The organism is Streptomyces sp. NPDC006259 (assembly GCF_042870975.1).
Lineage (GTDB): Bacteria > Actinomycetota > Actinomycetes > Streptomycetales > Streptomycetaceae > Streptomyces.
The window spans coordinates 1,427,074-1,450,340 of the sequence record NZ_JBIAHY010000001.1 but is presented as its reverse complement, the minus strand read 5'-3'; the positions used below and the strand labels follow the sequence as shown (position 1 = coordinate 1,450,340).

The 23,267-nt window shown below is 71.0% G+C and carries 15 protein-coding genes; 11 read left to right on the top strand and 4 right to left on the bottom strand.

What is annotated here, in order from left to right; translation table 11 throughout:
• Nucleotides 1-59 precede the first annotated feature (59 nt).
• The 7 genes from mtnA (at nt 60) to ACFYO5_RS06060 (ending at nt 9,225) form a co-directional block, all read left to right on the top strand.
• The gene (mtnA, locus tag ACFYO5_RS06090; protein WP_356569447.1) at nt 60-1,202 is read left to right on the top strand and encodes an S-methyl-5-thioribose-1-phosphate isomerase; all 1,143 of its coding nucleotides are present in this window, start codon (nt 60-62) and stop codon (nt 1,200-1,202) included.
• 268 nt (nt 1,203-1,470) lie between these two features.
• On the top strand, nt 1,471-2,160 hold the full coding sequence (gene mtrA, locus ACFYO5_RS06085) for a two-component system response regulator MtrA (RefSeq protein ID WP_005316841.1): 690 nt from the start codon (nt 1,471-1,473) through the stop codon (nt 2,158-2,160).
• Nucleotide 2,161: 1 nt separating this feature from the next.
• Nucleotides 2,162-4,237: an MtrAB system histidine kinase MtrB gene (gene mtrB, locus ACFYO5_RS06080; protein WP_388704644.1), complete on the top strand. Its 2,076-nt coding sequence runs from the start codon at nt 2,162-2,164 to the stop codon at nt 4,235-4,237.
• Nucleotides 4,227-6,056 (top strand): LpqB family beta-propeller domain-containing protein, encoded by a 1,830-nt coding sequence (locus ACFYO5_RS06075; RefSeq protein WP_388704641.1) that lies wholly within the window; start codon nt 4,227-4,229, stop codon nt 6,054-6,056. Before mtrB ends, ACFYO5_RS06075 begins: the two co-directional genes overlap by 11 nt.
• 286 nt (nt 6,057-6,342) lie before the next feature.
• The gene (locus ACFYO5_RS06070) at nt 6,343-7,266 is read left to right on the top strand and encodes a ComF family protein (RefSeq protein ID WP_388704638.1); all 924 of its coding nucleotides are present in this window, start codon (nt 6,343-6,345) and stop codon (nt 7,264-7,266) included.
• Between the two features lie 314 nt (nt 7,267-7,580).
• Nucleotides 7,581-8,273 (top strand): ribosome hibernation-promoting factor, HPF/YfiA family, encoded by a 693-nt coding sequence (gene hpf / locus ACFYO5_RS06065; protein ID WP_356569455.1) that lies wholly within the window; start codon nt 7,581-7,583, stop codon nt 8,271-8,273.
• Between the two features lie 205 nt (nt 8,274-8,478).
• A complete protein-coding gene (locus tag ACFYO5_RS06060; RefSeq protein WP_356569457.1) occupies nt 8,479-9,225 on the top strand; it encodes a response regulator transcription factor in 747 nt (248 codons plus the stop codon).
• 8 nt (nt 9,226-9,233) lie between these two features.
• Here the strand turns inward: ACFYO5_RS06060 and ACFYO5_RS06055 are convergent, their stop codons facing one another.
• Together ACFYO5_RS06055 and ACFYO5_RS06050 are read right to left on the bottom strand one after the other, a co-directional pair.
• A complete protein-coding gene (locus ACFYO5_RS06055) occupies nt 9,234-10,421 on the bottom strand; it encodes a winged helix-turn-helix domain-containing protein (RefSeq protein ID WP_388704635.1) in 1,188 nt (395 codons plus the stop codon).
• A 59-nt stretch (nt 10,422-10,480) separates the two neighbouring features.
• The gene (locus ACFYO5_RS06050; protein ID WP_356569460.1) at nt 10,481-11,065 is read right to left on the bottom strand and encodes a GNAT family N-acetyltransferase; all 585 of its coding nucleotides are present in this window, start codon (nt 11,063-11,065) and stop codon (nt 10,481-10,483) included.
• Between the two features lie 280 nt (nt 11,066-11,345).
• Here ACFYO5_RS06050 and secA point away from each other — a divergent pair, with 280 nt between their 5' ends.
• Nucleotides 11,346-14,153, top strand: coding sequence for a preprotein translocase subunit SecA (gene secA, locus ACFYO5_RS06045; protein ID WP_356569462.1), 2,808 nt, complete (start codon nt 11,346-11,348; stop codon nt 14,151-14,153).
• 216 nt (nt 14,154-14,369) lie between these two features.
• Here the strand turns inward: secA and ACFYO5_RS06040 are convergent, their stop codons facing one another.
• Nucleotides 14,370-14,999 carry an Rv3235 family protein gene (locus tag ACFYO5_RS06040; protein ID WP_388704632.1) on the bottom strand — a complete coding sequence of 210 codons (630 nt, stop codon included), beginning with the start codon at nt 14,997-14,999 and terminating at the stop codon, nt 14,370-14,372.
• Between the two features lie 324 nt (nt 15,000-15,323).
• Here ACFYO5_RS06040 and ACFYO5_RS06035 point away from each other — a divergent pair, with 324 nt between their 5' ends.
• Nucleotides 15,324-15,842 (top strand): DUF6912 family protein, encoded by a 519-nt coding sequence (locus ACFYO5_RS06035; protein WP_388704630.1) that lies wholly within the window; start codon nt 15,324-15,326, stop codon nt 15,840-15,842.
• A gap of 289 nt (nt 15,843-16,131) precedes the next feature.
• Nucleotides 16,132-16,797 carry an HAD family hydrolase gene (locus ACFYO5_RS06030; protein WP_388704628.1) on the top strand — a complete coding sequence of 222 codons (666 nt, stop codon included), beginning with the start codon at nt 16,132-16,134 and terminating at the stop codon, nt 16,795-16,797.
• 250 nt (nt 16,798-17,047) lie between these two features.
• On the opposite strand, the gene ACFYO5_RS06025 is transcribed toward ACFYO5_RS06030, so the two are convergent.
• Entirely contained in the window at nt 17,048-17,614 is a 567-nt protein-coding gene (locus tag ACFYO5_RS06025; RefSeq protein WP_388704626.1) for a DJ-1/PfpI family protein, read from the bottom strand.
• A gap of 664 nt (nt 17,615-18,278) precedes the next feature.
• Between ACFYO5_RS06025 and ACFYO5_RS06020 the strand changes: the two genes are divergently transcribed.
• Nucleotides 18,279-23,234 (top strand): NAD-glutamate dehydrogenase, encoded by a 4,956-nt coding sequence (locus ACFYO5_RS06020; RefSeq protein ID WP_388704624.1) that lies wholly within the window; start codon nt 18,279-18,281, stop codon nt 23,232-23,234.
• Nucleotides 23,235-23,267: the final 33 nt, after the last annotated feature.

Sequence of the window (23,267 nt, the reverse complement as noted above, 5' to 3'; positions counted from 1 at the left end):
GGCCGCGGTCCGGGCTGCGCTGCTTCGATTGTCCGGCGGATAACGGGCACACTGACGGCATGGCTGATCAGTACGCGCGATCCGGCGATGACAAGCGGCCCACCGAGGCACCGACGATCCGCTGGGAGGAACCACCCGAAGGTCCCGTGCTGGTGCTTCTCGACCAGACGAGGCTGCCGTCCGAGGAGGTGGAGCTGGTCTGTACCGATGCGTCGGCGCTGGTGGAGGCGATCGGTTCGCTCGCCGTGCGCGGGGCGCCACTGCTGGGGATCGCGGGGGCGTACGGCGTCGCGCTCGCCGCCGCGCGCGGCTTCGCCGTGGACGAGGCGGCGGACGCGCTCGCGGGGGCCCGGCCCACCGCGGTGAACCTGTCCGTCGGCGTGCGCCGGGCCCGCGACGCCTACCAGGCGGCGATCGCCGGGGGCGGCGGCCCGGAGGCCGGCGCCCGGGCGGCGCTGGCCGCGGCACGGCAGCTGCACCGGGAGGACGCCGAGGCGAGCGCCCGAATGGCCGAGCACGGGCTGGCGCTCCTCGACGAGCTGCTGCCCGGCGGCGGGCACCGGGTCCTCACGCACTGCAACACCGGTTCGCTGGTGTCGGGCGGCGAGGGAACCGCGTTCGCGGTGACCCTCGCGGCCCACCGGGCGGGAAAGCTGCGGCGGCTGTGGGTGGACGAGACGCGTCCGCTGCTCCAGGGCGCCCGGCTGACGGCGTACGAGGCGGCGCGCCGGGGCATGGCGTACACGCTGCTCACCGACAACGCGGCGGGGTCGCTGTTCGCGGCGGGCGAGGTGGACGCGGTGCTGATCGGGGCCGACCGCATCGCGGCCGACGGGTCGGTGGCGAACAAGGTGGGGAGCTATCCGCTCGCCGTGCTCGCCCGGTACCACCACGTGCCGTTCATCGTGGTGGCGCCGCTGACGACGGTCGACCCGGACACCCCCGACGGGGCGTCGATCGAGGTGGAGCAGCGGCCCGGGTTCGAGGTGACGGAGATGGCCGCGCCGCAGGCACCCGTGTCGGGAGCGGGCGGCGGGATCCCGGTGGCGCCCCTGGGGACGCAGGCGTACAACCCGGCCTTCGACGTGACGCCGCCGGAGCTGGTCACGGCGATCGTCACGGAGGAGGGTGTGATCTCGCCGGTGACGGCGGAGGCGCTCGCGGAGGTGTGCGCCAGGGCACGGCGCGTGACCACCGACTGAGGCACCGGCCGCCTGCGGGCGGCCTCGGTCCCCTGCCGTACGGGATCTGCCGCCGCCCTCGGGGCGATCTTGGTGCCCTGCCGTACGGGGTCTGCCGACGGCCCCGGGGCGGCCTCGGTCCCCTGCCGTACGGGGTCTGCCGACGGCCCCGGGGCGGGCGCTGGTCGCGCTGCCGGGGGCCGGGGCAGACAGTGACCGTTCCCTACGACTATCGTCACGGGCCAGTGACCTCGCTCACCAGCGACACCGTCACTGTTATGAGAATGGGATGATGTCGTTTATGAAGGGACGAGTCCTTGTCGTCGACGACGACACCGCACTGGCCGAGATGCTCGGCATTGTGCTGCGTGGTGAAGGTTTTGAGCCGTCTTTCGTAGCCGACGGCGACAAGGCGCTGGCCGCTTTCCGTGAGGCGAAGCCCGACCTGGTGCTGCTGGACCTGATGCTGCCCGGACGGGACGGCATCGAGGTGTGCCGCCTGATCAGGGCGGAGTCCGGGGTGCCGATCGTCATGCTCACGGCCAAGAGCGACACCGTCGATGTCGTCGTGGGTCTCGAATCGGGCGCCGACGACTACATCGTGAAGCCGTTCAAGCCGAAGGAGCTGGTCGCCCGGATCCGGGCACGGCTGCGGAGGTCCGAGGAGCCCGCTCCGGAACAGCTCACCATCGGTGACCTCGTCATCGACGTGGCCGGTCACTCCGTGAAGCGGGACGGGCAGTCGATCGCGCTGACCCCGCTGGAGTTCGACCTGCTGGTCGCGCTGGCCCGCAAGCCATGGCAGGTGTTCACGCGGGAAGTACTGCTCGAGCAGGTATGGGGCTACCGGCACGCCGCCGACACCCGCCTGGTCAACGTGCACGTACAGCGGCTGCGCTCCAAGGTCGAGAAGGACCCGGAGCGGCCGGAGATCGTGGTGACCGTCCGTGGCGTCGGTTACAAGGCCGGACCGAGCTGACATGTCCGGGGACAGTGCCGCTTCGGCCCCCGGCCGGTCCGGGGCCCGTCCGGAGCGGCCTGTCGGCCCGCGGCAGACGCGATCGCGCTTCGCCCGCTTCCTCGCCGGCGGGCTGCTCCAGGGCGGCGTGCGGAACAGCCCCGTCCTGCGCCTGCTGCTGCGCCTGGCGCGCCGGCCACTGCTGCCCGTCATGCGGCTGTGGCGGCGCAACATCCAGCTCAAGGTCGTCGTCACGACTCTGCTGATGTCGCTGGGCGTCGTCCTGCTGCTGGGCTTCGTCGTCATCGGCCAGGTCCGCAACGGGCTGCTCGACGCCAAGGTCAAGGCCTCCCAGAGCCAGGCCACCGGCGGCTTCGCCGTGGCCAAGCAGAAGGCCGACGAAGCGGCCGGAACCGCCGCCGACGACGGCAACAGCCCGGACGGCCGCGCCTCCCAGAACGTCATCGAATGGATGAGCGAACTGGTGCTGTCGCTGTCCAGCGGCGGCCAGGGCGCCTTCGACGTGGTCACCCTGCCCCCCGGCGACGACAGCGGCGGCGGACGCGGACCACGAGCCTCCGGCTCCGTGGACCCCAACAAGAGCGTCCCCGAGGTCCTGCGCGAGCGCGTCAACAGCAGTACCGGCGCCGTCCAGAGGTACTCCCGCATCATCTACCTCAGCGACAAGGAGTCCCAGCCGGCCCTCGTCATCGGCAAACGGGTCAACGACCCCAACGGCGACCCCTACGAGCTGTACTACCTCTTCCCGCTCACCCAGGAGGAGAAGTCCCTCAGCCTGGTCCGGGGCACCCTCGCCACCGCCGGACTCTTCGTCGTCGTCCTCCTCGGAGCCATCGCCTGGCTCGTCGTGCGACAGGTCGTCACCCCCGTGCGGATGGCCGCCGGGATCGCCGAGCGACTCTCCGCCGGACACCTCCAGGAACGTATGAAGGTCACCGGCGAGGACGACATCGCACGGCTCGGCGAGGCCTTCAACAAGATGGCGCAGAACCTTCAGCTGAAGATCCAGCAGCTGGAGGACCTCTCCCGGATGCAGCGCCGGTTCGTCTCCGACGTGTCGCACGAGCTGCGCACACCCCTGACGACCGTACGGATGGCGGCCGACGTCATCCACGAGGCCCGCGAGGACTTCGATCCCGTCACCGCCCGCTCGGCGGAACTCCTCGCCGACCAGCTCGACCGCTTCGAATCCCTCCTCGCCGACCTCCTGGAGATCAGCCGCTTCGACGCCGGCGCCGCCGCGCTCGAGGCCGAACCCGTCGACCTGCGCGAAGTCGTACGCCGTGTCGTCAGCGGAGCCGCCCCGCTCGCCGAACGCAAGGGCACGTCCATACGCGTCCGCGGCGACCAGCAGCCCGTGGTGGCCGAGGCCGACGCCCGCCGGGTGGAACGCGTCCTGCGCAACCTCGTCGTCAACGCCGTCGAACACGGGGACGGCAAGGACGTCGTCGTCAAACTCGCCAGCGCCGGCGGAGCCGTCGCCATCGCCGTCCGCGACTACGGAGTCGGACTCAAGCCCGGCGAGGCCACCCGCGTGTTCAGCCGCTTCTGGCGCGCCGACCCGGCCCGCGCGCGCACCACCGGCGGCACCGGACTCGGCCTGTCCATCGCCCTGGAGGACGCCCGCCTGCACGGCGGCTGGCTCCAGGCCTGGGGCGAACCCGGCGGCGGCTCACAGTTCCGGCTCACCCTGCCCAGGACCGCGGACGAACCCCTCCGAGGCTCACCGATACCCCTGGAACCCAAGGACTCCCGCCGCAACCGCGGACTCCACGAAGCCGGCCTGCCGCGCGGCGGAAGCGAGAAGAGCGCCACCGTGCCGGTGCAGCCCGCCGGTGAGCAGCGATCGCCCGGACGGGCGCCCCTGGCACCCCGCCAGGGCACGGTGGCCCCCACCGCCGACCCGACGGCACTGCCCGGCAGCGGCGCACGCGTCGTGCCCCGGCCCGCCTCCGGCACACGCCCCCCGGACCCCGGCCCGCCGAGCAGCGACAGGACACACGGTGAGGCGCCCGGCCGGACCTCCAGGCAAACCGACGGCGCGAACGAACAAGGAGAGGCATTCCGTGGGCGCTGACCGCGAGGGGAGCCGCCGGCGCACGCCGGTGCGCGCGACGGCGTACGCCGCCTGTGGCGTCGTACTGCTGGCGGGGTGCGCCTCGATGCCCGACAGCGGCGACCTGCGCGGCGTGGAATCCACCCCCCGCCAGGACACACAGGTCCGGGTGTTCGCCCTGCCGCCCCGCGACGACGCCCCGCCCGCCGAGATCGTCCAGGGCTTCCTCGAAGCCCTGACCAGTGACGACCCCGGCTACTCGACCGCACGCCAGTACCTCACCACCAGCGCCGCGCAGACATGGCGCCCCGAACGCTCCACCACCGTCCTCGCGGACGGGCCGGGCACCCAGGCCGACCGCGCGGGCGGCAGGGAGAACAGCGACGACTTCGCGTTCAGACTGACCGGCACCCGGGTCGCCACCATCGACGCGCAGCAGTCGTACACGCCCGCTTCCGGCGACTACGACCAGACGGTGCACCTCACGCGCGACAAGAAGACCGGACACTGGCGCATCGACACGCTGCCCGAAGGTGTCGTCATGGGCAAGTCGGACTTCCAGCGCAACTACATGTCGCTCAACAAGTACTACTTCGCCTCCCACACCACGTCCGCCGGTTCCGGACAGCCCATGGCCGTCGCCGACCCCGTGTACGTCCGCGAACGCGTCGACCCCATGACCGAGATGGTGCGCTCCCTGCTCGGCGGACCCACCAGTTGGCTGCGGCCCGTGGTCCGCTCCAGCTTCCCCACCGGCACCGCACTCGGCAAGGGCGTCACCTCCCTGGCACCCGACGACCAGAACAAGCTCACCGTGCCGCTCAACGACAAGGCGGCCCGGATCGGGCACGGCAAGTGCGACGAGATGGCCGCCCAGCTCCTGTTCACGCTCCAGAGCCTCAACCCCACCGTCGACGAGGTCGAGATACGCGCCGGCGGGAACCAGCTCTGCTCCCTCGCCGAGGAGCGGGCCACCACCGTCGCCGGACGCGGAGCGGAGAACCGCCCCGACTACCTCTACTTCATCGACGCCCGCCACCGGCTGGTACGCATGACGAACACCGGCGACAGCGCCAGGTCCGAGCTGGTACCCGGCGTACTCGGCGACGGCAGCACAGCGCTGCGCTCGGTCGCCGTGGCCCGTGACGAACGCAGCGCGGCCGGCGTGGCCCTCGACGGCAAGACGCTCTACGTCACCTCCACCGTCGCCGGCAACTCCCTCGGCGAACCCGTACTCCAGAGCAAGGGCAAGACCGAGACCGACCGGCTGACCACACCCAGCTGGGACGGCCAGGGCGATCTGTGGATCGCCGACCGCGACCCCGCCGACCCGCGCCTGCTCCTGCTGCAGAAGGGCGGCGGCGAACCGCTGGAGGTCCTCACCCCCGGCCTCGACGGACGGATCACCACCGTACGGGTCGCCGCGGACGGCGTACGGATCGCGCTCGTCGTCGACCGGGGCGGCAAGCAGACCCTGCTCATCGGACGGATCGAACGAGACAAGACCGGCGAGCGGCCCACCGTCGCCGTGCAGGAACTGCGCTCCGCCACCCCCGACCTGGAACAGGTCACCGCCATGTCCTGGGCCGGGGACAACCGGCTCGTCGTCGTCGGCCGCGAAGCCGGCGGAGTCGAACAGGTCCAGTACGTCCAGTGCGACGGCTCGATCCCCGAGACCGGGACGCTGCCCGGCCTCACCGAGGTCACGAGCATCGCCGCCTCCGAGGACAGCGAGGCACCCCTCTTCGCCACCTCCAAGGAGGGCCTGCTGTGGCTGCCCGGCGGAAGCGGCTGGCGGACGCTGCAGGAGACCGGGTCGGTCGCCTTCTATCCGGGCTGAGGCCGGCCGCCGCCGTCCGACGGGCGTCTTCCTGAGGGAGGCGCCCGTCCGGCTTGGTCGTACGGCTCTTCGCCGTCCGGCCTGGTCGTACAGACCTTTGCCGTCCGGCCTGGTCGTACAGCTCCTTGAGGCGGTCTCCGACAGCGGCCGGGCGGGAGCGGCGACGCTCGCTCCCCGGTCCCGGGCCTTTCCCGCCCCGCGGAAGTTGTCCACAAGCGGTGCCGGAGGTGCCGGAGGTTTTCCACAGGGGTGGCAGGCCCTCACCCGCCTTGGCACAGTGACCCGTGTGGAAAGCGTTCGGCGGTGGTGGCAGGACCTGTCCGGCCTGGTGCTTCCGGCCGAGTGCGGCGGCTGCGGCACGGCTCGCACGGTGCTCTGCGCCGAGTGCCGCGCGGCCCTCCACGGCGGTGTGCCCCGTCGGGTACGGCCGGATCCCGAGCCGCCCGGGCTGCCCGCGGTGCACGCGGCCGCCCGGTACGCGGACGAGGTACGGGCCGTGCTGCTGGCCCACAAGGAGCGCGGCGCGCTGGCGCTGACGCGACCGCTGGGGACGGCGTTGGCGGGGGCGGTGCGGGCGGGGTTGGGGGAGGCGGGGGTGGAGGGGGAGGGGGAGGGGCCCCCACCCTGCTCACCGCGAGCCGTTCTTCTCGTCCCCGTCCCCTCCGCGCGCCGGGCGACCCGTTCTCGTGGTCATGATCCGGCCCGGCGGATCGCGTTGGCCGCGGCGGCGGAGTTGCGGGCGGCCGGGATGCCGGTGCGGGTGGCCGCGGTGCTGCGGCAGCGGCGGCCGGTGGCCGATCAGACGGGGCTCAACTCGCGGCAGCGGCTGCACAATCTGGTCGGCGCGCTGGCGGTGGCGGCCGGTGGCGCGCGGCTGCTGCGCGGTGCGGGCGCGGTGGTGCTCGTCGACGACGTGGTGACGACGGGGGCCTCGCTCGCGGAGGCGGCGCGTGCCGTGCGGGCGGCGATGGCCGGGGAGCGGGAGGTGGGGGCGGTCGTGCGGGCGGGACGTGAAGAAGGCGTGGTGGCCGTGTACGAGGGCGCTGTTCGGGAAGGCAGAGGAGTACGACCATCCGGAGTACGGAAGGGAGGCGCGGGCCCCGTGCCGGTGCGGGCGGTGGGCGCGGCACGGACGGGAGGTCCGGGCGGCCTGTTGCGCGCGGCGGTCGTCGCGGCGCCACCGGACGCTTTCGAAATGAACCGGAACTGACTGAGGACTTTTGTCGTTGCAGGTATTGAGGGGACCAATTCACCTGAACGGAGGTACGCGGCAGTAGAGGGTGACGCCATCCGTCCGGGCGAGATATGTTCGGTTGTGAGGGAAAGCCGCAGGCCACACCTCCCGAATCCGAATGCTGTGCTGTGGTTTCGGTAATCGTCCGCAGCGCCTGGGGTGGAGATGTCGCCCATGGGGGAGGAGGAGGTGGAAGTCACCGAGTCCGCGGTTCCGGTGCCCACCGGAGCCTGGTGCAAAAGGGAGATGCTCCGCCGTCGACGCGGAGCGATCCGGGAACGGAGTTCTGCGTGGACATCGTCGTCAAGGGCCGCAAGACCGAGGTGCCCGAGCGGTTCCGCAAGCACGTGGCCGAGAAGCTGAAGCTGGAGAAGATCCAGAAGCTCGACGGCAAGGTGATGAGCCTCGACGTCGAGGTGTCCAAGGAGCCCAACCCGCGACAGGCCGACCGGTGCGACCGGGTGGAGATCACGCTTCGCTCCCGCGGTCCGGTGATCCGGGCGGAGGCAGCGGCCAGCGACCCGTACGCGGCACTCGATCTGGCGGCGGAGAAGCTGGACGCACAGCTGCGCAAGCAGCACGACAAGCGTTACACCCGGCGGGGCGCGCGGCGGATCTCGGCGGCGGAGGTCGCCGACCACGTCCCCGGCGTCGCGACCCTCAGCAGCAACGGCGAACCCGTCCCGTCCGACGACTCCGACAGCGTGCCGACGAAGAAGATCGGATCGCTGGAGGTGCAGGGCGACGGCCCGCTCGTGGTGCGCGAGAAGACCCACGTGGCGGCCCCGATGACTCTTGACCAGGCTCTCTACGAGATGGAGCTGGTCGGGCACGACTTCTACCTCTTCGTCGACTCCGAGACGAAGGAGCCGAGCGTCGTCTACCGGCGCCACGCCTACGACTACGGCGTCATCCACCTCAACACGGACCCGATGGTCACTCAGGCGGACGCCCCCGAGGCGGGCGGCACGCTGGGCGGCTGACCTCGTCCCCGGTGACTGCTGAACAGGTGCCCCTGGAGCGTGTGTGCGCCCCCAGGGGCACCCGTGTGCGCCCCCTCGGGGACGGCTCTGTCACCGCGTTGTCGTCCGGGCATGGAATCATGGCGGCAACGGCTCAACCGGTGGGTCGTTGCCTTGCGTTGGCGATGGCACTGGACCACGGCCACAGCCTTCAGGGGGAGGAACGATGGCGGACAGCTTCGGACCGATGCATGACGGGGATGCCGTAGGTGGCGTCGTCGGCATGGGCCCGGACGGGGGCGCTCCCCGCAAGGAGCCGATCAGGGTGCTGGTGGTGGACGACCATGCCCTGTTCCGCCGTGGGCTGGAGATCGTGCTCGCCGCGGAGGAGGACATCCAGGTCGTCGGTGAGGCGGGCGACGGGGCGGAGGCCGTGGACAAGGCGGCCGATCTGCTGCCGGACATCGTGCTGATGGACGTACGGATGCCGAAGCGCGGCGGTATCGAGGCGTGCACCTCGATCAAGGAGGTGGCTCCCAGCGCGAAGATCATCATGTTGACGATCAGCGACGAGGAGGCCGATCTCTATGAGGCGATCAAGGCGGGTGCGACGGGTTATCTCCTGAAGGAGATTTCCACGGACGAGGTCGCCACGGCCATTCGCGCGGTGGCGGACGGGCAGTCGCAGATCAGTCCTTCGATGGCGTCGAAACTGCTCACCGAGTTCAAATCGATGATCCAGCGGACCGATGAGCGCAGGCTGGTGCCCGCGCCGAGGCTGACGGACCGTGAGCTGGAAGTGCTGAAGCTCGTGGCCACGGGGATGAACAACCGGGACATCGCCAAGGAGTTGTTCATCTCCGAGAACACCGTGAAGAACCATGTGCGGAACATTCTGGAGAAGTTGCAGCTGCACTCCAGGATGGAAGCGGTGGTGTACGCGATGCGGGAGAAGATTCTCGAGATCCGCTAGGGCTGCGGTCAGTCGAGGGCGCGGGCGAGTTCCCGGGTGAGGGGGACGCGCAGTTCGGGGGCGTCGACGCGCTCCACTCGTACGTCTGTGCAGTCCACCCAGCTCGCCGCCTCGATCAGGGCCTGGGCGACGGCGGGTACGGCCTTGGGGCCGTCCAGGGTGATCTGCCGGGCGACCAGGGTGCGGCCCTCGCGGGCGGGGTCGACGCGGCCGACGAGCCGGCCGCCGGCGAGTACCGGCATGGCGAAGTAGCCGTGGATCCGCTTGGGCTTGGGCACGTAGGCCTCCAGGCGGTGGGTGAAGCCGAAGATCCGCTCGGTGCGGGCCCGCTCCCAGACGAGGGAGTCGAACGGGGACAGCAGGGTGGTGCGGTGGCGGCCGCGCGGAGGTGTCTCCAGGGCGGCCGGGTCGGCCCAGGCCGGTTTGCCCCAGCCCTCGACGGTGACCGGGACGAGGCCGGAGCCGGCGATCACCGCGTCGACCTGTTCGCCCCTGAGGCGGTGGTAGTCGGCGATGTCCGCGCGCGTGCCGACGCCGAGGGAGCGGCCGGCGAGGCCGACCAGGCGGCGCAGGCACTCGGTGTCGTCGAGTTCGTCGTGCAGCAGGTCGGCGGGGACGGCGCGTTCGGCGAGGTCGTAGACGCGTTTCCAGCCGCGGCGTTCGACGCAGACCACTTCGCCGTACATCAGGGCGCGTTCGACGGCGACCTTGGTGCTGGACCAGTCCCACCATTCGCTGGTTCTCTTCGCGCCGCCCAGTTCGGTGGCGGTGAGGGGGCCCTCGGTGCGGAGTTGCTCGATGACCTGCTCGTACGTGCCCGTGGGGAGGGTGTGGTTCCAGTGCGGGCGGTCGCGGTAGGCGCGGCGGCGGAAGGCGAAGTGGGGCCACTCCTCGATGGGGAGGATGCAGGCGGCGTGGGACCAGTACTCGAAGGCGTGGGGCCGGGCCCCGGGGGTGGACTTCCAGTAGGCGTTCTCGACGGTGGTGCGGCCGACGGCTCCGAGGCGGGCGTAGGGGATGAGTTCGTGGGACCGGGCGAGGACGGAGATGGTGTCGAGCTGGACCGCGCCGAGGTGGCGCAGGACGCCGCCGACGCCGGCTCTGCGGTCGGGGGTGCCGAGGAAGCCCTGGGCGCGCAGGGCGATGCGGCGGGCCTCGGCCGCGGAGAGTTCGGTGGCGGGGGGCGGGGTCGTCATGGTGCGCACGATAGGCGGTCGGTCTGACAGCGGGCGGTGAGCTGCGGGTTCGCCCGCGTTCAGGGGTGGGTGGGGTCGGGGGGTGCCGGGAGGTAGGGCGCCGCGGAGGGCAGGCCCAGGTCCGAGGGGAGCAGGGAGGCCACCCAGCAGTCGCGTCGTACGCCTTTGTTGTTGATGGCGGAGCGCAGGGTGCCCTCGAGGGTGAAGCCGGCGTGTTCGGCGACCGCGCGGGAGGCGCTGTTGCCGACTTCGGCGCGCCATTCGACGCGGTCGACGGCGAGGTGGGTGAAGGCCCAGCGGGCGGCGGTGAGGGTGGCCTCGGTGGTGTAGCCGCGGCCGCGGTGTTCCTTGGTGGTCCAGAAGCCGACCTCGGCGGTGCCGAGGGAGCGCATGGTGAGGCTGAGGAGGCCGGTGAGGCTGTTGTCGGGGAGGAAGACGCCGAAGGTGAACATCGAGCGGTTCGTCCAGCCCTCGGGGGCGAGTTGTTCGGTGAAGCTGCGGGCGTGTTCGGGGAGGTAGGGGGAGGGGATGGTGGTCCAGCGCTGGATGTCGGGGTCCTGGGCGGCGGCGTGGACCGCGTCGGCGTCCTGAGGGCCGACCGGGCGCAGGACGAGGCGGCCGGTGGTGAGGGTGACGGGCTCCATCGGCCGATTCTGCGGGTGCGGACGGGCCGGGCGCCATGTTTTTGCGCTGCGTGAGCGGGTGATCACAATTCGCGCAATTCGTCCGGCGGGCGCGGCACCATCGACGGGCCCCGGCCGTTGTGCCTGTGAAGGAGAAATTCGGCGCTGCCGTGAGGCAGTGTGCGGTCCGCGTCACGGCAGGCCTCCCGGCGTGGCGGGGTCCTCGCATACGATGGCCGTTGCTCAGTGAGTCACATGAAACCGACCGTCCCAGGCCCGACCGGCAAGGAGACCAACCCCCGTGTCCGTCCTCTCGAAGATCATGCGTGCAGGCGAAGGCAAGATCCTGCGCAAGCTGCACCGCATCGCGGACCAGGTCAACTCCATCGAAGAGGACTTCGTCGACCTCTCCGACGCCGAGCTGCGGGCCCTCACCGATGAGTACAAGCAGCGGTACGCCGATGGGGAGACGCTGGACGACCTGCTGCCGGAGGCGTTCGCCACGGTGCGTGAGGCCGCCAAGCGTGCTCTGGGCCAGCGTCACTACGACGTGCAGATCATGGGTGGTGCGGCCCTGCACCTCGGCTATGTCGCCGAGATGAAGACCGGTGAGGGCAAGACCCTGGTCGGCACGCTGCCCGCGTATCTGAACGCTCTGTCGGGTGACGGCGTCCACCTGATCACGGTCAACGACTACCTGGCCGAGCGCGACTCCGAGATGATGGGCCGGGTCCACAAGTTCCTCGGTCTGTCCGTCGGTTGCATCCTTGCCAACATGACGCCGGCCCAGCGCCGCGAGCAGTACAGCTGTGACATCACGTACGGCACGAACAACGAGTTCGGCTTCGACTACCTGCGCGACAACATGGCGTGGTCCCAGGACGAGCTGGTCCAGCGCGGCCACAACTTCGCGATCGTCGACGAGGTCGACTCCATCCTGGTCGACGAGGCGCGTACGCCGTTGATCATCTCGGGTCCGGCGGACCAGGCGACGAAGTGGTACGGCGACTTCGCCAAGCTGGTCCAGCGCCTCAAGCGCGGCGAGGCGGGCAACCCGCTGAAGGGCCTGGAGGAGACCGGCGACTACGAGGTCGACGAGAAGAAGCGCACGGTCGCCATCCACGAGGCAGGTGTCGCCAAGGTCGAGGACTGGCTCGGCATCGACAACCTCTACGAGTCGGTGAACACGCCTCTGGTGGGTTACCTGAACAACGCCATCAAGGCGAAGGAACTCTTCAAGAAGGACAAGGACTACGTCGTCATCGACGGCGAGGTCATGATCGTCGACGAGCACACCGGCCGTATCCTCGCGGGCCGCCGCTACAACGAGGGCATGCACCAGGCGATCGAGGCGAAGGAAGGGGTGGACATCAAGGACGAGAACCAGACGCTCGCGACGATCACCCTGCAGAACTTCTTCCGCCTCTACAACAAGCTGTCCGGCATGACCGGTACGGCGATGACCGAGGCCGCCGAGTTCCACCAGATCTACAAGCTCGGTGTGGTGCCGATCCCGACGAACAAGCCCATGATCCGCAAGGACCAGTCGGACCTGATCTACCGCACCGAGGTCGCCAAGTTCGACGCGGTCGTCGACGACATCGCCGAGAAGCACGAGAAGGGTCAGCCGATCCTCGTCGGCACGACGTCGGTCGAGAAGTCGGAGTACCTGTCGCAGCAGCTCAGCAAGCGGGGTGTCCAGCACGAGGTGCTGAACGCCAAGCAGCACGACCGCGAGGCGCAGATCGTGGCGCAGGCGGGCCGCAAGGGCGCCGTGACGGTGGCCACGAACATGGCCGGCCGTGGCACGGACATCAAGCTGGGCGGCAACCCGGAGGACCTCGCCGAGGCGGAGCTGCGTCAGCGCGGTCTCGACCCGGAGGAGCACATCGAGGAGTGGGCCGCGGCGCTGCCGGCCGCCCTGGAGAAGGCCGAGCAGGCCGTCAGGGCGGAGAAGGAGCAGGTCGAGGAGCTGGGCGGGCTGTACGTGCTCGGCACCGAACGGCACGAGTCGCGTCGTATCGACAACCAGCTGCGCGGTCGGTCCGGCCGTCAGGGGGACCCGGGCGAGTCCCGCTTCTACCTGTCGCTGGGCGACGACCTGATGCGTCTGTTCAAGGCGCAGATGGTGGAGCGCGTGATGTCCATGGCGAACGTGCCGGACGACGTGCCGATCGAGAACAAGATGGTCACGCGCGCGATCGCGTCCGCGCAGTCGCAGGTCGAGCAGCAGAACTTCGAGACGCGTAAGAACGTCCTGAAGTACGACGAGGTGCTCAACCGTCAGCGTGAGGTCATCTACGGTGAGCGCCGTCGGGTCCTCGAGGGCGAGGACCTCCAGGAGCAGATCCACCACTTCATGGACGACACGATCGACGCGTACGTGTCGGCGGAGACCGCGGAGGGCTTCGCCGAGGACTGGGACCTCGACCGGCTCTGGGGCGCCTTCAAGCAGCTGTACCCGGTGAAGATCACCGTCGACGAGCTGGAGGAGGCGGCCGGTGACCGTGCGGGGCTGACCGCCGAGTTCATCGCCGAGTCCATCAAGGACGACATCCGTGAGCAGTACGAGTCGCGGGAGAAGCAGCTCGGCTCCGAGATCATGCGCGAGCTGGAGCGGCGTGTCGTGCTGTCGGTCCTGGACCGCAAGTGGCGTGAGCACCTCTACGAGATGGACTATCTCCAGGAGGGCATCGGCCTGCGCGCGATGGCGCAGAAGGACCCGCTGGTCGAGTACCAGCGCGAGGGCTTCGACATGTTCTCCGCGATGATGGACGGCATCAAGGAGGAGTCCGTCGGCTACCTTTTCAACCTGGAGGTCCAGGTCGAGCAGCAGGTCGAGGAGGTGCCGGTCGAGGACGCGGCGCCGGTCGACATGGAGAAGCAGGACGTGGTGCCGGCGCAGGTGCGTCCGGAGATCCGCGCCAAGGGTCTGGATGCCCCGCAGCGGCGGAACCTGCACTTCTCGGCGCCGACCGTGGACGGCGAGGGCGGCACCATCGAGGGCGAGTTCGGCGACGACGAGGAGCCCGTGCGGTCGGAGGCGGACGGTCTGACGCGCGCGGAGCGGCGTAAGCAGGCCAAGGCCGGGCGTCGGCGCAAGAAGTAGTCACGAGCGGTGGCGGGAACGGGCGGCCGCGAACAGCGGCCGCGAGCCGTGGGCTCGTGACCCCTTCCCGTGGCTGCCTCGCGTGAGGAGCCGGGAAGCAGTCGTGGCCGTGTGAGGCGCCGGTTTCGAGGGCCGGATCACCTGTGGGTGGTCCGGCCCTTCGGCGTTCGCGGAGTGGTTCGGGCCCGGTCGGCGCCGCGGGGTGCGGAGACGGGCTCAGTCGTCGTCGGTGTGCGGCCTGCGGGGGCCGCCGAGTTCCACCGCGGTGCAGCGCCAGCGGCGGTCCGCGCCCCGCTCCAGGCGGAACGCCATCGCGCGCAGGCGGTCACCGGCGCCGATGCGGGCGAAGACCTCCAGGGCGCCGGGGCGGGCGACGTAGTAGCCGATGTCACGGACGACGGGGTGGCTGCCGCGGGCGGTGCGCAGGGGGCCGCTCTCGGCGAGGTGCGCCAGGTCGTCGTAGGCGTGGCCGACGGTGTGGCGGAGCATGGAGTGGACGGGGCGGCGGCCGCTGAGGACGGCGAGGAGGCGTTCGGCGAAGAGGTCGGTGGTGCTGGGCTGTCCGGGCTGGGTGAGGGGCCTGCGGGGGCTCTGGGCGGGGACGGTGGGTGTCGTGGTGGGGAGGGCGCGGGGCGGGCCGGCGGCGGCCGGGGGGCGGTTGTCGGCAGGGCGGGTGTGGGCCGAGGCGGTGGTGCCCGGTGAGCCGGGCGGACGGCCGCCGGCGGGCGCGGGGCGGGTCCCGCCGGTGGGGACGCGGGGCGGGGTGCCGGCGGGGCGGCGGGTGTCGCCGCGCCCCGGAGGTCGGCTGCCGGGGGTGCGCTGCGTCCTGGTCATGACCTTGTTCACTGGGTGTCCCCGTTCGCTGAGCCCGGCCGACATCGCCTACCGAGCGGTAACTTGCGTTGTGGATCTTGTACGTGGTCGCGATGCGTGACGGCAAGTGAGCGGAGTGTGGTGGCGGCAGGTCGGGCAGCTTCACCTATCCGGATGGTGGGGAACGGGAAACACCCAGGTGGCAGCGGTGTGCGGGGTGAATTCCGGGGCGTCGGGTGGACGTCCGCAGGGGTGCGGGCAGGGACCCGAAAGGGGACGCCCGCACGTATCCTGGAGCCCCTTCGCAGCTGCGGGGGACACCGAGCGGAGCCTTCGACCACGAAAGAGCGGCCCACCATGCGCGTCTACGTCCCCCTGACCCTCCCCGGTCTCGCCGAGGCGCACAAAACGGGGGAGTTGGGGTCGTCCGGGCCGCTCGTGGCGTACGCGGTCACGCCCGGACTGCGCGAGTGGTACATCTCCGACGACATCGAGGAACTCGAGTACGCGGCCCTCGGCCGGGCCGCGCTCGCCTCGCTGCGGCTGCTGGCGGCGGACCCCGCGGCGCCGCGGCGGCGCGTGGTGATCGCCGTCGACGTACCCGACGGCGCGGCCACGGCCGACCCCGACCGCGCCCTGGAGCCGACGGCGCTCGGCGAGGTCCGCGTCGCCGGGACCGTGCGGCTGGCCAAGGCGGCCGCCGTGCACGTCGACGCCGACGACGCGGAGGCGGACGTGACCGCCGCGGCCGCCGCGCTGCCGGCGTCCGACACCGGGGACGACGACGCCCAGTTCGTCGTCGACGGGGCCGAGGACCACGAGCTGCTGTGGTTCGCCCCGCAGGAGATCGCCAACCTGGTGGGATCGGACGGCTGACGGCGCTCGGGAGGGGGCGCCGGCCTGGAGGCGCGGAGGTCCGTACGCTCGGCGACGCGGCATCCGGATGCCCTTGGCCCGATGGCCGGAGCCGCGTGCCTCGGATCGGCCTTCGGACGGACCCCCGCGCCGGCTCCCAGGTCGGCCTTCGCAACGGACCCCCGCGTCGGTCCCCGAGGTCGCCCCGCGGGCCCACCCCCCGCGTCGGCCCCCGAGTCGCCTTCCAGGCCGACCCGTGCCCCGGTCCCTGTTCTCCCGCCTGTCAGTGGGGGCGGGTACGTTTGCGGGTATGGGGAAGCAGGCTGGGGCGCACATCGTGTGGGACTGGAACGGGACGCTGTTCCACGACAACGACGCCATCATCGGAGCGACGAACGCGGCGTTCGTCGAGTTGGGGCTGGAGCCGATCACGCTCGAGCGGTACCGGGCGCTGTACTGCGTGCCGGTGCCCAAGTTCTACGAGCGGCTGTTGGGAAGACTGCCCACCGACGCCGAGTGGCAGGTCATGGACGAGGTCTTCCACCGGTACTACGCCGAGCACCGGGTGCGGTGCGGGCTCACCGCCGGGGCGGCGGAACTGCTCGCCGGGTGGCGTTCGGCCGGCCGCAGCCAGTCCCTGCTGAGCATGTACGTGCACGACGAACTCGTTCCGCTGGTCCAGGGCTTCGGGATCGAGCCGTACTTCGTCCGGGTCGACGGCCGGACCGGGCCGTCCGGGGGCAGCAAGGCCGAGCACATGGTGCGCCACCTTCGGACGCTGAGCGAGATCGACGTGGAGCGCACCGTGGTGATCGGGGACGCCGCCGACGACGCGGTGGCGGCGCTGCACGTGGGGGCGCGGGCCGTGCTGTACACCGGGGGATCGCACAGCCGGGCCAGTCTGGAGAAGGTCGGCGTGCCCGTGGTGGACAGTCTCCAGGAGGCCGTCGAGACGGCGGAGCGGATCGCCGCCTGACGGTGGCGCCGCCGACGGCTCACGGCCGCGATGCGCGGCCTTGCGATGCGCGGCCTCGCGGCTAGGCGACCCTGCGGCGCGCGGCCCCGGTCGGCTCACGGCTCCATGCCCCGCCGCCCCGCCCCGCCCTGCGATGCCCGCACCGCCGCGCCGTTCGACTGCGCGTGAGGGCTGGGCGGGTGGGCGAGGCGTGAGGACTGGGCATGAGGGCCGGCCGCCCCATGAGCACGCGCCGTCGAGCCAGGCCGGGTCAGGTCACCGGCGCCTTCACGCGCAGTACCTTCAGGAACTCGCGCATCCACGCCGGGTGGTCGGGCCAGGCCCGGGAGGAGACCAGCGTGCCGTCGACGACCACCTCGGTGTCCCGGAAGGTGGCGCCGGCGCTCTGCATGTCGAGTTCCAGCGCCGGGTACGCCGTGACGCGGCGGCCCGTCAGACCGTCCACCGCGGCCGTCAGCAGCGGGCCGTGGCAGATCTGGGCGACGGGCTTGTCCGTGTCGAAGAACGACTTGAGGATCTTGCGCAGCTCGGGATCGTTGCGCAGGTACTCGGGCGCGCGGCCGCCGGGGATCACGACGGCGGCGTACTCGCCGGGGTCGACCTCGGAGAAGGCGAGGTCGGCGGGCCACGTGTAGCCGGGCTTCTCGGTGTACGTGTCGAAGCCGGGTTCGAAGTCGTGGACGACGAAGCGGAGTTGTTTGCGGGCGGGAGCGGCGATGTGGACCTCGTAGCCCTCCTCGCGCAGACGCTGGTAGGGGTAGAGGACTTCCAGGGACTCCGCTGCGTCGCCGGTGACGACGAGGATCTTCGTGGTCATGTCGGGCGGGCTCCTCTCGGGCGGGCGCTCTCCACGGGCGACCTGCCTCTGGCCGGAGGCGCTGCCGGGCGGCGGGCCGCTTCCACGGTCCCGGAGCCGGGGCGGGCGTCGACGAGGCGGTCGCTTCCAGAGTGCCCGCAGCCGGGGCGGGCGTCGACTTCTGTCCTTCGCCGCTCCCGCCCCTCTCGCCGCTTCCGCGCGCCCCGCCCCCTTCACACACCACCCCCCACCGCACCCCTGTGCAGAACGTCAAACTTCCACCCCCGGTTTTGTACACATACGGCTCATGACGGGCCCCCCGTGAGGAGCGATAGCCTGGGTGGCGTGATCAGCGCGATAGCTCGCGGGGGTGCGGTTGCCCCTGCCCCGCGCCCGGAGCGTGCGGACGACATCCGCCGCCGGGCGTCAGTCGCTGATCCTCCAGGGCGGGACGGGGCCACCAGGGCCCCCAGGACGCCGTACACACCCCACGAGCAGACGGCGCGGAGAGCAACGTCACACCTGCGGGGCATGTCGGGAATGGTCGATACCCGTCCGTTGCTCTCATCCTGCGGCATAGCGTCGGAGCAGCCCGGAGACCCCGGGCCGTGGCGTCGAGCCGCAGGGGAAGAGACCGTACTTCCTTCTACGTCACGCAACGGCGCGCGACAGGAGCCAGAGGACAATGCAGACCAAGCTGGACGAAGCCAAGGCCGAGCTGCTCGAACGGGCGGCCCGGGTCGCTGAGAACAGTCCGGTCGGAGGGCACCTACCGACCGGGACGACGGGCGAGGGCGGTCCGGGGATCCCGGGCACACCGGACCACGCGTCCGTGCTCTCGTTCCTCCAGCGCTACTACCTGCACACCGCCCCGGAGGACCTCACCGACCGCGACCCGGTCGATGTCTTCGGAGCCGCCTTCTCGCACTACCGGCTGGCCGAGAACCGGCCCCAGGGCACCGCGAACGTACGCGTCCACACGCCGACCGTCGAGGAGAACGGCTGGACGTGCAGCCACTCCGTCGTCGAGGTCGTCACCGACGACATGCCCTTCCTCGTGGACTCGGTGACGAACGAACTGACCCGTCAGGGCCGCGGGATCCACCTGGTCATCCACCCGCAGGTCGTCGTCCGCCGTGACGTCACCGGCCGGCTCATCGAGGTGCTGGAGGTGCCCCTCGGCGCCGCCGAGCTGCCGCACGACGCGCACATCGAGTCCTGGATCCACGTCGAGACGGACCGCGAGACCGACCGGGCCGACCTCAAGCAGATCACCGCCGACCTGCTGCGCGTCCTGTCCGACGTCCGCGAGGCCGTCGAGGACTGGGAGAAGATGCGCGACGCCGCCCTGCGGATCGCCGACGACCTGCCCGGCGAGCCCGTGCCCGGCGACCTGACCTCGCCCGACGTGGAGGAGGCCCGCGAGCTGCTGCGCTGGCTGGCCGAGAACCACTTCACCTTCCTCGGCTACCGCGAGTACCAGCTGCGCGAGGACGACTCCCTCGCGGCCGTCCCCGGCACCGGGCTCGGCATCCTGCGCGCCGACCCGCATCACGCCGACGGTGACGCCCACCCCGTCAGCCCCTCCTTCGAGCGGCTCCCGGCCGACGCCCGCGCCAAGGCGCGCGAGCACAAGATGCTCATCCTCACCAAGGCCAACAGCCGGGCGACGGTGCACCGGCCGTCGTACCTGGACTACATCGGCGTGAAGAAGTTCGACGCCGAGGGCAACGTCGTGGGCGAGCGCCGGTTCCTCGGTCTGTTCTCCTCCGCCGCCTACACCGAGTCCGTGCTGCGCGTGCCGGTCGTGCGGCGCAAGGTCGACAGTGTGCTGAAGGGCGCCGGCTTCTCGCCCAACAGCCACGACGGACGCGACCTCCTGCAGATCATGGAGACCTACCCGCGCGACGAGCTGTTCCAGACACCGGTCGACGAACTGCGTGCCATCGTCACGTCCGTGCTCTACCTCCAGGAGCGGCGCCGGCTGCGGCTCTACCTGCGCCAGGACGAGTACGGCCGCTACTACTCGGCCCTCGTCTACCTGCCGCGCGACCGCTACACCACCGGCGTACGGCTGCGGATCATCGACATCCTCAAGGAGGAACTGGGCGGCACCAGCGTCGACTTCACCGCCTGGAACACCGAGTCGATCCTGTCCCGTCTGCACTTCGTGGTCCGCGTCCCGCAGGGCACCGAGCTGCCGGAGCTGTCCGACAGCGACAAGGAACGCATCGAGGTGCGTCTCGTCGAGGCGGCCCGCTCCTGGGCCGACGCCTTCCAGGACGCGCTCAACGCCGAACTCGGCGAGGAGCGGACGGCGGAGCTGCTGCGCCGCTACAACAACGCCTTCCCCGAGGGCTACAAGGCCGACCACACCCCCCGCTCCGCGGTCGCCGACCTCGTCCACATCGAGCGGCTCACGGAGGAGCGCAACTTCTCGCTCAGCCTGTACGAGCCGGTCGGCGCCGCCCCCGACGAGCGCCGTTTCAAGATCTACCGCAAGGGCGACGCGATCTCCCTGTCGGCGGTGCTGCCGGTCCTCAACCGCCTCGGCGTCGAGGTCATCGACGAGCGGCCGTACGAACTGCGCTGCTCCGACCGCAGTGTCGCCTGGATCTACGACTTCGGCCTGCGGCTGCCGAAGTCGCTGGGCGGCGGCACCGGCGACCAGCTCGGTGACGACGGGCGCGAGCGGTTCCAGGAGGCGTTCGCCGCCACCTGGACCGGCAAGGCGGAGAACGACAGCTTCAACGCGCTCGTGCTGAGCGCCGGGCTCACCTGGCGCCAGGCGATGGTGCTGCGGGCGTACGCGAAGTACCTGCGCCAGGCCGGTTCCACCTTCAGCCAGGACTACATGGAGGACACCCTCCGCACGAACGTCCACACCACCCGGCTGCTCGTCTCCCTGTTCGAGGCGCGGATGTCGCCCGACCGGCAGCGCGCCGGCCTGGAGATCGTCGACGCGCTGCTGGAGGAGCTGGACGCCGCCCTCGACCAGGTGGCCTCCCTCGACGAGGACCGGATCCTGCGGTCCTTCCTCACCGTCATCAAGGCGACCCTGCGCACGAACTTCTTCCAGCACACCGCGGACGGCACCCCGCACGACTACGTGTCGATGAAGTTCGACCCGCAGGCCATCCCCGACCTGCCGGCGCCGCGCCCCGCGTTCGAGATCTGGGTGTACTCGCCGCAGGTGGAGGGCGTGCACCTGCGGTTCGGGAAGGTCGCGCGCGGCGGTCTGCGCTGGTCCGACCGGCGTGAGGACTTCCGCACCGAGGTCCTCGGCCTGGTCAAGGCGCAGATGGTGAAGAACACCGTCATCGTGCCGGTCGGCGCGAAGGGCGGCTTCGTCGCCAAGCAGCTGCCGGACCCGGGCGTCGACCGGGACGCGTGGCTCGCCGAGGGCATCTCCAGCTACAAGACGTTCATCTCCGCGCTGCTCGACATCACCGACAACATGGTCGCCGGGCAGGTCGTGCCGCCGGCCGACGTCGTCCGGCACGACGAGGACGACACCTATCTGGTGGTCGCCGCCGACAAGGGCACGGCGACGTTCTCCGACATCGCCAACGAGGTCGCGCAGGCCTACGACTTCTGGCTCGGCGACGCCTTCGCCTCCGGAGGGTCCGCGGGCTACGACCACAAGGCGATGGGCATCACCGCGCGCGGCGCCTGGGAGTCCGTGAAGCGGCACTTCCGCGAGCTGGGCGTGAACACGCAGGTCGAGGACTTCACCGTCGTGGGCATCGGTGACATGTCCGGTGACGTGTTCGGCAACGGCATGCTGCTCTCCGAGCACATCAGGCTCGTCGCCGCCTTCGACCACCGGCACATCTTCATCGACCCCGAGCCCGACGCGGCGACCTCCTTCGCCGAGCGCCGCCGCCTGTTCGAGCTGCCCCGCTCCAGCTGGGCCGACTACGACACGGCGCTGCTGTCGGCCGGGGGCGGCGTCTTCCCGCGCACGGCGAAGGCGATCCCCGTCAACGCGCATGTCCGGGCGGCCCTCGGCATCGAGGAGAAGGTCGCCAAGCTGACCCCGGCCGACCTGATGAAGGCCATCCTCAAGGCGCCGGTGGACCTGCTGTGGAACGGCGGCATCGGGACGTACGTCAAGTCGTCGGCGGAGTCGAACGCCGACGTCGGCGACAAGGCGAACGACGCCATCCGCGTCGACGGCGCCGACCTGCGCGCCCGGGTCGTCGGCGAGGGCGGCAACCTCGGCCTGACCCAGCTCGGCCGGATCGAGTACGCCCGCGGCGGCGGCAAGATCAACACCGACGCCATCGACAACAGCGCCGGCGTGGACACCTCCGACCACGAGGTGAACATCAAGATCCTGCTCAACGGCCTGGTCACGGACGGCGACATGACCGTCAAGCAGCGCAACAAGCTGCTCGCCGAGATGACCGACGAGGTCGGCCGGCTCGTCCTGCGCAACAACTACGCGCAGAACACCGCCATCGCGAACGCCCTCGCCCAGTCCAAGGACATGCTCCACGCCCAGCAGCGCTTCATGCGCCACCTGGTCCGTGAGGGTCACCTCGACCGGGCGCTGGAGTTCCTGCCCACCGACCGGCAGATCCGCGAGCGCCTCAGCTCCGGCCACGGCCTGACCGGGCCGGAGACGGCCGTCCTCATGGCGTACACGAAGATCACGGTGTCGGACGAGCTGCTGCGCACCTCGCTGCCCGAGGACCCCTACCTGCGCGGACTGCTCTACGCCTACTTCCCGAGCGCGCTGCGCGAGCGGTTCGCCGAGCAGATCGAGAACCACCCGCTGCGCCGTGAGATCACCACGACGGTCCTGGTCAACGACACCGTCAACACCGGCGGTACGACCTACCTGCACCGTCTGCGGGAGGAGACCGGCGCCTCGCTGGAGGAGATCGTGCGGGCGCAGACCGCGGCCCGGGCGATCTTCCGTTCGGCGCCGGTGTGGGACGCCGTCGAGGCCCTCGACAACCAGGTCGAGGCCGCCGTCCAGACCCGGATCCGGCTGCACTCCCGCCGCCTGGTCGAACGCGGCACGCGCTGGCTGCTGAACAACCGGCCGCAGCCGGTGGAACTCGCCGAGACCGTCGACTTCTTCGCCGACCGCGTCGAGCAGGTCTGGGGGCAGCTGACGAAGCTGCTGCGCGGCGCGGACCTGGAGTGGTGGCAGCAGATCTCCGACGAGCTGACCGGCGCCGGCGTGCCCGACGAGGTCGCCAACCGGGTGGCCGGGTTCTCGTCGGTGTTCCCGGCGCTCGACATCGTGTCGGTGGCCGACCGCATGGACCGGGACCCGCTGGACGTCGCCGAGGTGTTCTACGACCTCGCCGACCGGCTGCACATCACCCAGCTCATGGACCGCATCATCGAGCTGCCGCGCGCCGACCGCTGGCAGTCCATGGCCCGCGCCTCCATCCGCGAGGACCTGTACGCGGCCCACGCGGCGCTCACCGCGGACATCCTGGCCGTCGGCGACGGCGCCTCGACACCCGAGGAGCGCTTCAAGGCGTGGGAGCAGCGGAACTCGGCGATCCTGGGCCGGGCGCGCACCACGCTGGAGGAGATCCAGAGTTCGGAGACCTTCGACCTCGCCAACCTGTCGGTGGCGATGCGGACCATGCGGACACTGCTGCGCACGCACCGGTAGGGCTCGGAGAAGGGAAGGGGGTGCCCCCGAGCC

Coding starts and splice junctions, on each gene's coding strand:
- ACFYO5_RS06060 (WP_356569457.1), top strand. CDS start 8,479: ATGGCGGACAGCTTCGGACCGATGCATGACGGGGATGCCGTAGGTGGC.
- ACFYO5_RS06055 (WP_388704635.1), bottom strand. CDS start 10,421: ATGACGACCCCGCCCCCCGCCACCGAACTCTCCGCGGCCGAGGCCCGC.
- mtrA (WP_005316841.1), top strand. CDS start 1,471: ATGATGTCGTTTATGAAGGGACGAGTCCTTGTCGTCGACGACGACACC.
- ACFYO5_RS06050 (WP_356569460.1), bottom strand. CDS start 11,065: ATGGAGCCCGTCACCCTCACCACCGGCCGCCTCGTCCTGCGCCCGGTC.
- mtrB (WP_388704644.1), top strand. CDS start 2,162: ATGTCCGGGGACAGTGCCGCTTCGGCCCCCGGCCGGTCCGGGGCCCGT.
- ACFYO5_RS06025 (WP_388704626.1), bottom strand. CDS start 17,614: ATGACCACGAAGATCCTCGTCGTCACCGGCGACGCAGCGGAGTCCCTG.
- ACFYO5_RS06035 (WP_388704630.1), top strand. CDS start 15,324: ATGCGCGTCTACGTCCCCCTGACCCTCCCCGGTCTCGCCGAGGCGCAC.
- ACFYO5_RS06020 (WP_388704624.1), top strand. CDS start 18,279: ATGCAGACCAAGCTGGACGAAGCCAAGGCCGAGCTGCTCGAACGGGCG.
- ACFYO5_RS06030 (WP_388704628.1), top strand. CDS start 16,132: ATGGGGAAGCAGGCTGGGGCGCACATCGTGTGGGACTGGAACGGGACG.
- mtnA (WP_356569447.1), top strand. CDS start 60: ATGGCTGATCAGTACGCGCGATCCGGCGATGACAAGCGGCCCACCGAG.